13 protein-coding genes are annotated in these 13,420 nt (G+C 41.8%); all 13 read right to left on the reverse strand.

From position 1 onward, the window contains the following. Positions 1–203: 203 nt before the first annotated feature. The 13 genes from RRV45_RS20740 to upp all read right to left on the reverse strand — a co-directional run bounded on the left by RRV45_RS20740 (position 204) and on the right by upp (position 13,109). Positions 204–911 (reverse strand): DNA alkylation repair protein, encoded by a 708-nt coding sequence (locus RRV45_RS20740; RefSeq protein ID WP_315666544.1) that lies wholly within the window; start codon positions 909–911, stop codon positions 204–206. Positions 912–1,930: 1,019 nt separating this feature from the next. Then, positions 1,931–2,338 carry a F0F1 ATP synthase subunit epsilon gene (locus RRV45_RS20745; protein WP_315666545.1) on the reverse strand — a complete coding sequence of 136 codons (408 nt, stop codon included), beginning with the start codon at positions 2,336–2,338 and terminating at the stop codon, positions 1,931–1,933. A gap of 22 nt (positions 2,339–2,360) precedes the next feature. Continuing rightward, positions 2,361–3,782, reverse strand: coding sequence for a F0F1 ATP synthase subunit beta (gene atpD, locus RRV45_RS20750; RefSeq protein WP_315666546.1), 1,422 nt, complete (start codon positions 3,780–3,782; stop codon positions 2,361–2,363). A 174-nt stretch (positions 3,783–3,956) separates the two neighbouring features. Continuing rightward, positions 3,957–4,814, reverse strand: a complete 858-nt coding sequence (locus tag RRV45_RS20755; RefSeq protein WP_315666547.1) for a F0F1 ATP synthase subunit gamma — start codon at positions 4,812–4,814, stop codon at positions 3,957–3,959. Between the two features lie 103 nt (positions 4,815–4,917). After that, positions 4,918–6,429: a F0F1 ATP synthase subunit alpha gene (gene atpA / locus RRV45_RS20760; RefSeq protein ID WP_315666548.1), complete on the reverse strand. Its 1,512-nt coding sequence runs from the start codon at positions 6,427–6,429 to the stop codon at positions 4,918–4,920. Between the two features lie 24 nt (positions 6,430–6,453). Next, complete coding sequence (locus RRV45_RS20765; protein WP_315666549.1) at positions 6,454–6,990, reverse strand: F0F1 ATP synthase subunit delta; 537 nt, start codon at positions 6,988–6,990, stop codon at positions 6,454–6,456. Further along, positions 6,987–7,499, reverse strand: coding sequence for a F0F1 ATP synthase subunit B (gene atpF / locus RRV45_RS20770; protein WP_410489397.1), 513 nt, complete (start codon positions 7,497–7,499; stop codon positions 6,987–6,989). Before atpF ends, RRV45_RS20765 begins: the two co-directional genes overlap by 4 nt. Positions 7,500–7,636: 137 nt before the next feature. Continuing rightward, positions 7,637–7,849 (reverse strand): F0F1 ATP synthase subunit C, encoded by a 213-nt coding sequence (gene atpE / locus RRV45_RS20775; protein WP_019153961.1) that lies wholly within the window; start codon positions 7,847–7,849, stop codon positions 7,637–7,639. Positions 7,850–7,925: 76 nt separating this feature from the next. Then, positions 7,926–8,639, reverse strand: a complete 714-nt coding sequence (gene atpB, locus RRV45_RS20780) for a F0F1 ATP synthase subunit A (RefSeq protein ID WP_315666551.1) — start codon at positions 8,637–8,639, stop codon at positions 7,926–7,928. Positions 8,640–8,662: 23 nt separating this feature from the next. Beyond that, the gene (locus RRV45_RS20785; RefSeq protein ID WP_315666552.1) at positions 8,663–9,037 is read right to left on the reverse strand and encodes an ATP synthase subunit I; all 375 of its coding nucleotides are present in this window, start codon (positions 9,035–9,037) and stop codon (positions 8,663–8,665) included. A 6-nt stretch (positions 9,038–9,043) separates the two neighbouring features. Continuing rightward, entirely contained in the window at positions 9,044–9,265 is a 222-nt protein-coding gene (locus RRV45_RS20790; protein ID WP_315666553.1) for an AtpZ/AtpI family protein, read from the reverse strand. Positions 9,266–9,535: 270 nt separating this feature from the next. After that, entirely contained in the window at positions 9,536–11,773 is a 2,238-nt protein-coding gene (locus tag RRV45_RS20795) for a S8 family serine peptidase (protein WP_315666554.1), read from the reverse strand. A 706-nt stretch (positions 11,774–12,479) separates the two neighbouring features. After that, positions 12,480–13,109, reverse strand: a complete 630-nt coding sequence (upp, locus tag RRV45_RS20800; RefSeq protein WP_315666555.1) for a uracil phosphoribosyltransferase — start codon at positions 13,107–13,109, stop codon at positions 12,480–12,482. Positions 13,110–13,420 lie beyond the last annotated feature (311 nt).

Below are 13,420 nucleotides of genomic sequence, written 5' to 3' on the forward strand. Positions count from 1 at the left end.
ATTTTACACTCCATTGAAAGCCAATGTAATTAACAAAAACATTCATGATTTTGCAATCTCAACCCAGATTGTAAATGTCTTTGGCTTCATTTCTCTGCGCCGATGATTACTAAGTACATCAAGGCTTGTTCATTGAATCCAACGACAATTTAGTTTTACACAGAAAAAAACAGCTCTGCAAAGTTCGCAAAGCCTCCATTTTTTTAACAAATACAAGTCTTTCTTTTTAATCCTACACGATCCTTATCTTCAATTTTTTTAATATACTCAGCTGCCAGTGGTACTTTACATGCCGTATTCCCAACGTCTACGTGCACCTTGCCAATATGTGACGCAACTTTTTTCGCCTCTTCCGATAAGGATTGGACATAGGTTCCAACGGAAATGACAAAACCGTTCATAACGTACCGCACCCTGTTTCTTTCTTCATGAATCGTTGTCTCTACCTGTTTTAGTAATTCAGCAATTTCATTTAGGTCCAAACTTTCATCTGGGGTAATGGATAAGTGGTTTGCATAGGTATTCCACCCACAGACAGCTATTATTTCATCATCAGATTTTATCCATTCTCTCGCCAACTCCAAAGCATATTCACTTTCTGCAGCCACTCCGGCAACAGTGTATTCCGCAGGTGCATACCAAGATGCTTTCTTAGCCCACTCCTGTAAAATTTCCTTTGTCATCAATTTTGGATTCACCGAAAGACCCGCTAAATACATAGCGTCATAGTTCCCTGATCCATACAGAGCCAACGCCAAATCCTGATCCTTTTTCACAAATTTCACTAGTTTTTTCATATCCCCAATCTTTACACCAAAGAGCGGCTCCACCGCCCCATGACGCATCAACGTCTTTTTCGTCTGCTCCGTCCCTAATTCTTCAAGCCTTTTCATTATTTCTTCATAGGTCATATTTATCCCCCTTCCACTAATCACAAACCTAATCCTTATCATCATTTTCTCTTATAAAAATAAATTTAATTCTTTTATTCTTTAATTTTTGTAAAAATCCTGCCATTATCGCTCACGCTGATTAATTTCCTTTAATAATTTTTAAATTTAGGGTGCATAAAAATCTTATGAGAATCGTTTTAGACTGGCTTTAATAAAAACACGCTTTATGAACCTTCCATAGTTATCGTTTTCCATCTCCCTCTACCAAAATACGCACTATGAACACTCCATAGTTATCGTTTTCCATCTCCCTCTACCAAAACACGCACTATGAACACTCCATAGTTATCGTTTTACATCTCTCTCTACCAAAACATGCACTATGAACCTTCCATAGTTATCGTTTTACATCTCCCTCGACCGAAACACGCACTATGAACACTCCATAGTTATCGTTTTACATCTCTCTCTACCAAAACACGCACTATGAACACTCCATAGTTATCGTTTTACATCTCTCTCTACCAAAACATGCACTATGAACAGCCTATAGTTATCGTTTTCCATCTCCCTCTACCAAAACACGCACTATGAACACTCCATAGTTATCGTTTTACATCTCCCTCTACCAAAACACGCACTATGAACACTCCATAGTTATCGTTTTACATCTCTCTCTACCAAAACACGCACTATGAACACTCTATAGTTATCGTTTTCGCTCTCTCTCTACCAAAACACGCACTATAAACACTCCATAGTTATCGTTTTCGCTCTCTCTCCACCAAAACACGCACTATGAACACTTCATAGTTATCGTTTTCGCTCTCTCTCTACCAAAACACGCACTATGAACACTCTATAGTTATCGTTTTCCATCTCTCTCCACCAAAACACGCACTATGAACACCCCATAGTTATCGTTTTCCATCTCCCTCCACCAAAATACCCACTATGAACACCAATTATATAGCCAATCTCCTCCCAAAAAACAAAAACACCCCCCAGCCGCAGCTGAGGAGTGTTTGGTAACTTGATTAGAAGTTTCTTTCTGAAACTTTGATTCGATTGATGGCACGTTGAAGAGCGAGTTCAGCACGTTTGAAGTCAACGTTGTCGCGCTTTTGGTCGTTCAGGCGCTGTTCGGCGCGTTGTTTGGCGCGGACGGCACGGTCGACATCAATGCTGTCTGCTTGTTCAGCTGATTGTGCTAAAATCGTTACTTTGTCAGGACGAACTTCAAGAAAGCCGCCGCTAACTGCTACGAATTCTGTGTTTCCGCCGTTTTTCAAACGGACGGCTCCAATTTGTAACGGTGCAACCATTGGAATATGGCCGGGTAAAATTCCTAGCTCACCGCTAGCCGCTTTCGTGCTTACCATTTCCACATCTGATTCATACACCGGGCCATCGGGAGTAACAACACTGACTTTGATCGTCTTCATTTTTTACCCTCCTGGTCCGAAATTAGACCTCTACGCCCATTTTCTTTGCTTTCTCGATAACCTCTTCGATTCTGCCGACGAGACGGAATGCATCTTCTGGAAGGTGGTCATATTTTCCTTCAAGAATTTCTTTGAAACCATTAACAGTTTCTTTAACAGGTACGTATGATCCTGGCTGACCAGTAAACTGTTCAGCAACGTGGAAGTTTTGTGATAAGAAGAACTGGATACGACGCGCACGGGCAACGATCAGCTTGTCTTCGTCTGCAAGCTCATCCATACCAAGGATCGCGATAATATCTTGTAATTCTTTATAACGCTGTAATGTTTGCTGTACTTGAGTAGCCACTTGATAGTGCTCATCTCCAACAATATCTGCTGACAACGCACGAGATGTTGAAGCTAGTGGATCCACAGCAGGATAGATACCCATTTCAGAAAGCTTACGCTCAAGATTCGTTGTTGCATCTAAGTGAGCGAAAGTTGTTGCTGGAGCTGGATCCGTATAGTCATCGGCTGGTACGTAAATCGCTTGGATCGAAGTTACAGAACCAACGTTTGTTGAAGTGATACGCTCTTGTAATTTACCCATTTCAGTTGCAAGAGTCGGCTGGTAACCTACCGCAGAAGGCATACGGCCTAATAGGGCAGAAACCTCAGAACCTGCTTGTGTGAAACGGAAGATGTTATCCATGAAGAAAAGAACGTCTTGTCCTTGGTCATCACGGAAATATTCAGCCATTGTCAAACCAGTTAAAGCAACACGCATACGTGCGCCAGGCGGTTCGTTCATCTGACCGAATACCATCGCTGTTTTCTTAATAACGCCTGAATCTGTCATTTCATGATAAAGGTCGTTACCTTCACGAGTACGCTCACCTACACCAGCGAATACGGAAATACCGCCGTGCTCTTGAGCGATGTTATTGATTAATTCCTGGATTAAAACGGTTTTACCTACACCGGCACCACCGAATAGACCGATTTTTCCACCTTTAATATATGGTGCAAGAAGGTCTACTACTTTAATTCCAGTTTCAAGAATTTCAACTTCAGTTGATAGCTGCTCGAATTTCGGCGCTTCTCTATGGATGGAATCGCGGCGTGCATCTGCAGGAATTGGTGCATCAAGGTCAATATTTTCACCCAATACGTTAAATACACGACCAAGAGTTACGTCCCCAACAGGAACAGAAATAGGAGCACCCGTGTCTATTACTTCACTGCCGCGCGTTAAGCCGTCAGTTGAAGACATCGCAATGGTACGAACGGTATCATCACCTAAATGAAGAGCAACTTCAAGGGTTAAGTTGATTTCAACTTCAGATTCGTTACGCGCTTGATTTGCGATTGTCAATGCATTATAGATCTCAGGAAGTTGACCGCTTTCGAACTTTACGTCAACAACTGGACCCATAACTTGAAGAACGCGTCCTTTGTTCATCTTTTTTCCCTCCTAGCAAATTCTAGAGGTGAGAGGCCAGATGTCGGATAATTAAATGTCAGCTTCTCAGTTGACCTCGTTTCCAACTCTATTATCTCAACCACTTGGTAAAAGCATATTCTTAAGAGAAGCACAGGGTTTTTCTAGCCCTGAGCTTCATTAGCAAGTTTAAAATTATTCCAACGCAGCTGCTCCGCCAACGATCTCTGTGATCTCTTGCGTAATCGCTGCTTGACGAGCACGGTTGTAGCTTAGGCTTAGAGAGTTAATAAGCTCGTTCGCATTATCCGTGGCACTCTTCATAGCCGTCATCCTTGCAGCATGCTCAGAGGCTTTACTGTCTAAAAGGGCTCCATAAATTAAGCTTTCTGCGTATTGAGGAAGCAACACTTCTAGAATTTCTTCAGCTGACGGTTCGAATTCATAAGATGTAAGCTTAGAGGAAGTAGCAATATCCGTAAGAGGAAGAAGCTTCTTCTCTGTTACATCCTGTTGAATCGCACTGACATAGTGGTTATAGTACATATATAATTCATCAAATGTTTCATCTGTAAACATGCCAACCGTTTTGCTCGTAATGTCCTTAATCTCAGCAAACTCAGGCTGATCCGGAACGGCAACAATGTCAAGAACGACATTCATGCCGCGCTTTCTAAAGAAATCTCTTCCATTACGGCCGATCGCAATGATTGCATATTCATCATTTGATTTATGGCGTTGTTGAATGGTTTGGTATACATGCCTTAAGACGTTACTGTTAAAAGCTCCCGCAAGACCACGGTCAGACGTGATAACTAAATATCCAGTCTTTTTTACAGGTCGGCTTGTTAACATCGGATGGTTTACATCCTTGCTTCCAATCGCGATGGAGGCAGTAACTTCTTGAATTTTTTCCATGTAGGGAACGAATGATTTCGCATTCATTTCTGCACGGCTCATTTTCGCAGCAGATACCATTTGCATTGCTTTCGTAATTTGGCTCGTTTTCTTCGTAGAAGTAATACGAGATTTTATATCGCGTAATGATGCCACAGGTTCTCACCACCCTTTTTCAAAGAATGTCCAGCAGAGAGCACCCAGATATTTCCGGGCACTGTCTGCTTTCCTATTGTCAGACCCTTATAATAGAGAAATTCTATTTTTCAGATGCTGCGAATGTTTTCTTGAATTCATTGATAGCAGCACCCATATCGTCATCTGCAGGAAGATCCTTTGTTGTAACGATATGGTCTAACAAATCTTTGCGGTTATGGTCTAACCATGCATGGAACTCAGATTCGAATCGACGAATATCATGTACAGGAATATCATCTAGGAAGCCGCGAGTAAGTGCGTAAAGAATCGCAACTTGCTTCTCAACTTTTAACGGCTTATTCAGATCCTGCTTAAGAACCTCAACTGTACGGGCACCACGGTTTAATTTCGCTTGTGTTGCTTTATCAAGGTCAGAACCGAATTGGGCAAATGATTCTAGCTCACGGTAAGATGCAAGGTCAAGACGCAGTGTACCTGCAACCTTTTTCATCGCTTTAATTTGTGCGGATCCACCTACACGTGATACAGAAAGACCTGCGTTGATCGCTGGACGAACACCTGAGAAGAATAGGTCAGACTGTAAGAAGATTTGTCCATCAGTAATGGAAATAACGTTTGTAGGAATATAAGCAGAAACGTCACCTGCTTGAGTTTCGATAAATGGCAATGCTGTGATAGAACCAGCACCCTTTGCGTCACTTAATTTAGCAGCACGCTCTAATAGACGGCTGTGTAAGTAGAATACATCCCCTGGATAGGCTTCACGGCCTGGAGGACGGCGTAATAATAACGAAAGCTCACGATAAGCAGATGCTTGTTTCGTTAAGTCATCATATACAACAAGAACGTGCTTGCCGTTATACATGAACTCTTCACCCATTGTTACCCCAGCATATGGTGCTAAGAATAGCAGTGGAGCTGGCTGTGATGCAGAAGCTGTTACAACGATTGTGTAATCTAATGCACCATTTCTGCGAAGCATTTCTACTGCATTACGAACAGTAGATTCCTTTTGTCCGATTGCCACATAGATACAAACCATATCTTGATCTTTTTGGTTCAAGATTGTATCGATCGCAACAGATGTTTTACCTGTTTGACGGTCACCGATGATTAACTCACGTTGTCCTCGTCCGATTGGCACTAATGCGTCAATCGCTTTAATTCCTGTTTGAAGCGGCTCGTGTACGGATTTACGATCCATAACACCAGGAGCATTTGCTTCAATAGGACGTGTTTTTGTTGTATTAATTGGACCCATGCCATCTACTGGCTGTCCAAGTGGATTCACCACGCGGCCGATTAGTTCTTCCCCAACCGGAACCTCCATGATGCGTCCTGTACGGCGTACTTCATCCCCCTCACGGATTTCAGTGAAAGGTCCAAGAATAATAATACCGACGTTACTTTCTTCAAGGTTTTGTGCCATACCCATAACGCCGTTTGAAAATTCAACAAGTTCTCCAGCCATGACATTGTCGAGGCCATGAGCACGAGCGATACCGTCACCCACAGAGATAACCGTACCTACATCACTCACTTGAATTTCCGACTGATAGTTTTCGATTTGCTTTTTTATCAGCGCACTGATTTCTTCAGCTTTGATGCTCATGAGTTTCACCCCTATCTACGAATCTTAGCCTAATAATTGACGTTCTAGACGATCTAGCTTACCGCGCAAGCTGCCGTCGAAAATCCGGTTTCCGATTCGAAGCTTGATGCCGCCGAGTAAATTAGAATCAACAATATTTTCTATACGAAGTGATCGTTTTCCAACTTTAGCTGCAAAAGATGCAGATAAAGCGTTTTGTTCCGCTTCTGTTAATGGGCGGATTGAGTATACTTTCGCCTCTGCAATGCCTCTTTCATCATTAGCAAGGCTTATAAAATGATCAGCTACATCGGAAATATGATCTTCACGATGACGCTCTATTAAAATCATAAGTGTGTTTAACACATATTGATTTGCAGATGCAAACGCATCCTTAATGATCTCTTTCTTCTTCTCAATTGGAAGTTTTGGAGATTTCAAAACCGCATTTAATTCGGAGTTATGGTTGACTACATCCTTAACTACACGAAGCTCTTCTTCCATTTGGTCAAGAAGCTGGTGTTCATTTGCAAGCTGGAAAAGAGCTAACGCATAGCGTTTTGCTACTGTTGAGCCTATCATCGCTCTTCTCCTGCCTCTTGAATATATTCGTTAATCAGCTTTTCTTGATCTGCTGCACTTAATTCTTTCTCAATGACTTTAGAAGCAATTAAGACAGATAGAGATGCAACCTGTTCGCGAATAGCTGCAACCGCTTTTTCTTTTTGCTGCTCGATTTCAAGCTTGGCAGATTCCTTAATACGTTCGGATTCAGTACGAGCTGCCGTAATGATTTCCTCACGTTGCAGATCGCCTTGCTTCTTAGCACCTTCGATTAGGCCTTGTGCCTCTTCACGTGCTTGTTTAAGCAGATTTCTTTGCTCTTCTAAAAGCTTCTTCGCTTCTTGACGGCTTTGTTCAGCTGCTTCAATCTCACCTGCTACATGCTCTTCACGCTGCTTCATGATGCCCATTAGCGGACCCCATGCAAACTTCTTGAGCAGAGCTAGTAAAACGATAAACATCACAAGCTGGAATAAAATATCTCCGCCGTTAAAAGCAACCCCAAATACTAAACTGCTATTTAACACCATCGATTCACTCCCTTCAAGAGTCTCTCAAGTTTCTGTGTATATGAAAACGATTTTCTCAGGAATATAGGACATAAAGGAAAGGCGAAGGTTCTCATAGAATGATCTTCGCCATTTTGGAACATTTTAACTCGTTATTAGCCACCAATAACCATGAACGCAATAACTACAGCGATGATAGGAATCGCCTCAACTAACGCAACCCCGATGAACATTGTAGTTTGAAGCATACCGCGAGCTTCTGGCTGACGAGCGATACCTTCTACTGTTCTTGATACGATAAGACCGTTACCGATACCAGCACCTAGTGCTGCTAAACCAATTGCGATTGCTGCTGCTATTAGACCCATTATTAAGTTCCTCCTTAAAATTGTATAAAAGTGTATTATTTAAAAATGGTTTGTTCAAAATGAACAGGTATATATATTAATGGTCCGAGCTCACTTTGTGAGCTAAATAAACCATTGTTAACATGGTAAAAATAAATGCCTGGATACCGCCGACAAAGATCGAGAACCCTTGCCAAGCAAGTGTTGGAATAATGGCAGCTAACATACCGCCAAATCCTGACATAGCTAATCCGCCTGCAAGAAGTCCAAGTAAAATCTCTCCGGCAAAAATATTACCGTAAAGACGTAGACCAAGTGTTAAGGTGTTTGCAAATTCCTCAATAATTTTAAGAGGAAATAAGAACGGCATTGGTTTGAAAAAATCACGGCCGTACTCCTTCACACCTTTAATTTTAATTCCATAATAATGTGAAAGTGCTACAACCATTGTTGCTAGTGTTAATGTTATAACCGGATCGGCTGTAGGTGATTTCCACCAAAGTGTATCATTAATTACAACAGCAAACGGCAACCCTAAAAAGTTTGAAATGGCAATATACATAAGTAATGTAATCCCTAATATATGGAATCTGCCACCTGTCTTCCAATCCATCGTACTACCAATAATGCCTTTAACAAAATCCATGATCCATTCGAAAAAGTTCTGCATTCCAGTAGGCTTCATGGCTAGACGGCGGGTTGAAATTACTGCAATAATGAAAACAACCAAACTTGCAATTGTAATCATCAATATGTTTGCTAGGTTAAAGCTTAAGCCTAGAAAATCAACTATTGGATTTTCATGATGCATATGTGTTTCACCTCTCTTCCCCACTATTTACGTAAATGAAAAGATTGAAGAAAATAATCTATCATAATGACAATGTAGGCTGTCATTAATCCAAAAACAACACTAATCAGGTGCAGCTTTTCCGGATATTTCATCGCGATCATCACTGCTAGAACAGCTGATGCCATCCTGGAAACCATCCCTAAGGAACGCACCTTTTCTCCCTTTGCCACCGCTTGTCCGAATTTATCTACCCTTCTTGCCATCAGCCATAAATTAAATAAGCTTAAAGATGTTCCTAAGATAAGCCCAAGAAAAATAGATTGATAAGAGGTAAATCCCCAGCCAAGAACATAAACGGACAACAGTAAAAATATGTATTTTCGTTGCCTAATAAACATCAGTTTCAATTCCGGCATGGTCTTTTATTCTCCTGTGAAAAAATGTTGGATTAATCGGGTCATGGCAAAAATTCCTGTTGCCAAGCCGAGAAATAATCCTATAATAAGGAATAGCGGTTCGGTACCAGCCTTACTGTCCAGCCATCTTCCTGCAAAAATGCCAATTAAGACAGATCCAACTAATTGTGAAAGAATAGCAGACATTAAGCCCATTGCGATAAATGGACTGCGGTTTTTTTGACGCATGAAAACGCATCCTCTCCAGATAAGAGAACGGTAAAAAGATTGCTAAAAAGTCTTATTATAACGGGATTCATGACTGCTTTTTCATTTTGAAAACCCTGCCATTTACATCCTTTGTAAGCATACAATAGGCACTTGTCAATGTCAATGTGTTTGTAGTGAAAAAAGTCACATCCAAAAAGACTATAATATGGTAAGTTCACAATCTTTTCACAATTTAATTTAGGCGAAATCTATTGAAAAAAGAGCGTATTTTTGCTACGCTCTTTTTATTTAGCTATTTTGCACAACCCATTGGCCATTTGGCTGGATGAAAAGATATGACTCAATAGAATCTTCTTTTCCCGCCTTTTTGGCAAAAACTTTGATTAAATAAAGACCTGGATCTGGAAGCTGTTGACTATCGATCTCCTGCAAAAGCTGTCCTTTTCCAACGTTCCTTTTCCAGTCCAAAAATCCAATAAAGCGTAGACTTTCTGCATTAAACATGGCGATTCCAAATTCCTCCGCTCCTCCTGGCAAATACACTTCATAGCGGTACATATCCTTTTTATCCCCTTTGCCTATCCCAAACCCCATTACCCGCGGATAATTCGGTTCCTCAAGGACATAAAGATAGGGCAGGGTGATTGTTTGTGACCCGGCATTTAATTTAATATTGCCATCATAAATCTTTTTGTTCAGCAGCTCCGGATCAACAGAAAGCTTGATTTCCACTCTCTTTTTCTCTCCTGGCTTTAAAAAGAAGGATAAAGGAAATTTCCAGCTCAAGCCGTTTTCTGCGGGCGGGATCGAAAATGAATAAGATTGACCTTTTGTGCTGATATTTTTAATCGTCACATAGCTTGTATGCTCATGTAGACTGTCTGCGAGTTGGAACTTCCCGAATTGAAGGGACGCAGGGATAGCCAGCGTATTGGTCTTTAGCGCCTTTTCGATTTGAATTCTCCCAGAGCCTTGCTCGAATGTCCGGTACAGCTTTCCCTTTTGATTGAAAATGGGTTTTGCCGTATTCATAAGAGCCGCCTTAATTTCCTCAGGTCCCCAGTCGGGATTCGCTTGCTTAATTAATGCACAGGCCCCCGCGACATGCGGCGCAGCCATACTTGTCCCCTGTAATGGCAAATACCCGCCAGGCACAGTACTGTTAATCGCGACCCCAGGCGCAACGACATCAGGCTTTATTTCCCAAGTGGATGTCACTGGACCGCGGGAGCTAAAATCTGCCAAGACATCCTTTTCTTTTACAATATGGGTTCTGGCAAATACTTTGTTCTCCGCTAAAGCTTTTTTGATTTTTTCACCGTTTTCTTTTGACAGGGCTGTAACCGGAATCGAGACATCCGTCTCTAAATTTCCAAAAAAGGCACCTTTCGTATTATTGTAAATCATGACGGCAACCGCACCTGCCTCATGGGCATTTATCGCTTTTTCGGTAAAAGTAAGCTCCCCTCTTTCCAGAAGAACAATTTTACCCTCGGCCTCCTTCAATTCTTCCTTTTTCCCTAATCCAGCTTTGACGATTTCATAGGATTTATTAAAATTCCATTCCACCGATCCTTGAAGGGGCTCAAGCCTTATCCTTTGGCCAGCAATATCCACATAAGGAATGTTCAGGGAAGGGGTGGAAGCGCCGACCGAGATCGCTTTGGAGGCTGTTCCGGGCGAACCGACTGTCCAGCTATTCGGACCCGAATTTCCCGAGGACGTTACAGCCGTAATCCCTTTTTCCACAGCTTTATTTAAAGCTAAGCTAATTGGAAGATCAGGACCGTTCACATTATTTCCGAGCGATAAGTTTAAAACATCCACCTTATCCTTAATGGCACGATCAATGGCTGCAATCACCTGCTCAGTAGTGCCGCTCCCCCCTGGCCCAAGAGCGCGGTAGGCAATAATGGTGGCTTCCGGAGCAACCCCGCGAATTTTTCCATTGGCGGCAATGATCCCAGCGACATGAGTCCCATGGAGGGTGCCCTCCCCTTGCGAAGACAAGGTTTCCATCGGGTCGTGATCTCCGTCAACTAAATCATAGCCACCCCCATAATTCACTCTTAAATCAGGATGGGTATAATCGATCCCTGTATCAATGACGCCAACCCTAACGCCTTTTCCAGTTAACCGCTGATTCTTAGCATCAAATAAGCCCCTGACCTCTTCTCCCCCAATCATTTTCACACTTTCGTCCGCATGAATTTTGTATGTGTTTACTGGTGAAGTAATTTTTGCATTGGCCAACTTGGAAAGCCGATTAATATCATCTTGCTTTCCCTTTACGGAAAATCCGTGAAAAGCGTATTTGTAAATATGCCGTAATTCCAGCTGGGGGATGGAATGGATAAGTCTCTTGATTTCCTGCTCGCTTTTTTCTTCCTCAAGAATAATAATCGATACCTTTTCGCTCTGTAAAGATTCCTTTGGGATGGGAGGGTGATGCAGTGATTGGGCATATGCGGTTGAATGAAAAAACAGCATGAGGATGAGGGGTAAAATTATTTTTAGTTTTTTCATATTGGTCATCACCCTTTTTTCAAATAGGGTTTTCTTTGGAAAGCAGAAATATGCTAGGGGATTATTGGTAGTTTGGTTTGGCTTATGAAAATTGCGGGTTTTTGCCTTCCGTATTAGCGTTTTTAGTCTTACTTCATAAAAATACTTACCATGAAGCCATTATAGTAAGTGTTCCTACTGCCGCTTCTCTAGAACGCTTACCATGGACCCTTTATAGTGGGCGTTTCTATGCCACTTCGCTAAAACACACTTAACATGAACCCTTTATAGTGAGCATTTCTACTGCCACTTCTCTAAAACACTTATCATGAACCCTTTATAGTGAGCATTCCTACTGCCACTTCGCTAAAACTCTTACCATGAACCGCTCATGGTGAGGGTTTCTATTACAATTTCTGAAAAACGATAACATGAACCACTCATAGTGAGTGTTTTTCATCTAGTTTCTTACAAAATCATGACATGCCAAGAACTAAAAAAACCGGCCCCCTCGCAAGGACCAGTCTTATTTCATTATTGCCAAAGAAAAACAAACCACAATCCGCCAATTGTCCAAAATGAAAACGGATGGCTTCGTAAATTCTTCCTAAGCCTTCTCCATCGCCAAAATCAGATTAACGGTCTCAGCCTTTTAGCATCTTTGCACTTTTTCAAAAGGGCATTGCAAAACTAAAAGCAAAAGGAGTAGTATTTACCCCAAAAGCTCTTACTTCGTCCCAAACAATCTATCTCCCGCATCTCCTAGTCCAGGAACGATATAGCCGTGGTCATTTAACTTTTCATCTAGGGCTGCGATATAAATATCTACATCCGGGTGAGCTTGTTGAAGCGCCTCGACTCCTTCTGGTGCGGCAACTAGGCACATGAATTTAATATGTGTTGCACCACGCTTTTTCAAGGAATTAATCGCTTCAATTGCGGATCCGCCTGTTGCAAGCATCGGGTCAATGACGATGAAATCTCTTTCCTCCACATCGCTAGGCAGCTTTACATAATACTCTACCGGCTGCAATGTTTTTGGATCGCGGTATAGTCCCACATGACCGACCTTTGCCGCTGGGATTAGCTTTAAGATTCCGTCCACCATTCCAATTCCGGCACGTAGAATCGGGATAATTCCGATCTTTTTCCCAGAGAGGACTTTCGATTTTGTCATGCTAATCGGCGTCTCGATTTCAACGTCTTCTAATGACATATCTCTCGTAATTTCAAACGCCATCAACGTTGCCACTTCATCTACAAGCTCGCGGAAATCCTTCGTCCCTGTAGATTTGTCGCGAATGTATGTAAGTTTATGCTGGATTAGTGGATGATCGAATACGAATACTTTTGCCATGTAAAAATCTCTCCTTTTTTATATTTTAGACATGCTCCTATGAATGAAGAATTTTCCTGCCAACCTCACGAAAAAATCTGCCCATTTCTCCAATAGGGTTAGCAACAATAAGGAAGCTATTCTCTCTTCGACAATTTTCTTCATCTTGCACTTCGTCTAATTTTACAGAAAAACTTTTCCTACGGCAACTTTGATTTAAAATTGTTATGGATTCGTCATAATGTGCGGAAAAACAATCTGGGATTAGCAGGTTTTTGAAATTGGCTGACAAACTGTATGATTTGGCTGACAAATCAAATATTTGGCTGACA

Source organism: Bacillus sp. DTU_2020_1000418_1_SI_GHA_SEK_038, assembly GCF_032341175.1.
In the GTDB taxonomy this organism is placed as follows: domain Bacteria; phylum Bacillota; class Bacilli; order Bacillales; family Cytobacillaceae; genus Cytobacillus.

Coding starts and splice junctions, on each gene's coding strand:
- atpA (WP_315666548.1), bottom strand. CDS start 6,429: ATGAGCATCAAAGCTGAAGAAATCAGTGCGCTGATAAAAAAGCAAATC.
- RRV45_RS20740 (WP_315666544.1), bottom strand. CDS start 911: ATGACCTATGAAGAAATAATGAAAAGGCTTGAAGAATTAGGGACGGAG.
- RRV45_RS20765 (WP_315666549.1), bottom strand. CDS start 6,990: ATGATAGGCTCAACAGTAGCAAAACGCTATGCGTTAGCTCTTTTCCAG.
- RRV45_RS20785 (WP_315666552.1), bottom strand. CDS start 9,037: ATGCCGGAATTGAAACTGATGTTTATTAGGCAACGAAAATACATATTT.
- RRV45_RS20790 (WP_315666553.1), bottom strand. CDS start 9,265: ATGCGTCAAAAAAACCGCAGTCCATTTATCGCAATGGGCTTAATGTCT.
- atpE (WP_019153961.1), bottom strand. CDS start 7,849: ATGGGTCTAATAGCAGCAGCAATCGCAATTGGTTTAGCAGCACTAGGT.
- upp (WP_315666555.1), bottom strand. CDS start 13,109: ATGGCAAAAGTATTCGTATTCGATCATCCACTAATCCAGCATAAACTT.
- RRV45_RS20745 (WP_315666545.1), bottom strand. CDS start 2,338: ATGAAGACGATCAAAGTCAGTGTTGTTACTCCCGATGGCCCGGTGTAT.
- atpB (WP_315666551.1), bottom strand. CDS start 8,639: ATGCATCATGAAAATCCAATAGTTGATTTTCTAGGCTTAAGCTTTAAC.
- RRV45_RS20795 (WP_315666554.1), bottom strand. CDS start 11,773: ATGAAAAAACTAAAAATAATTTTACCCCTCATCCTCATGCTGTTTTTT.
- atpD (WP_315666546.1), bottom strand. CDS start 3,782: ATGAACAAAGGACGCGTTCTTCAAGTTATGGGTCCAGTTGTTGACGTA.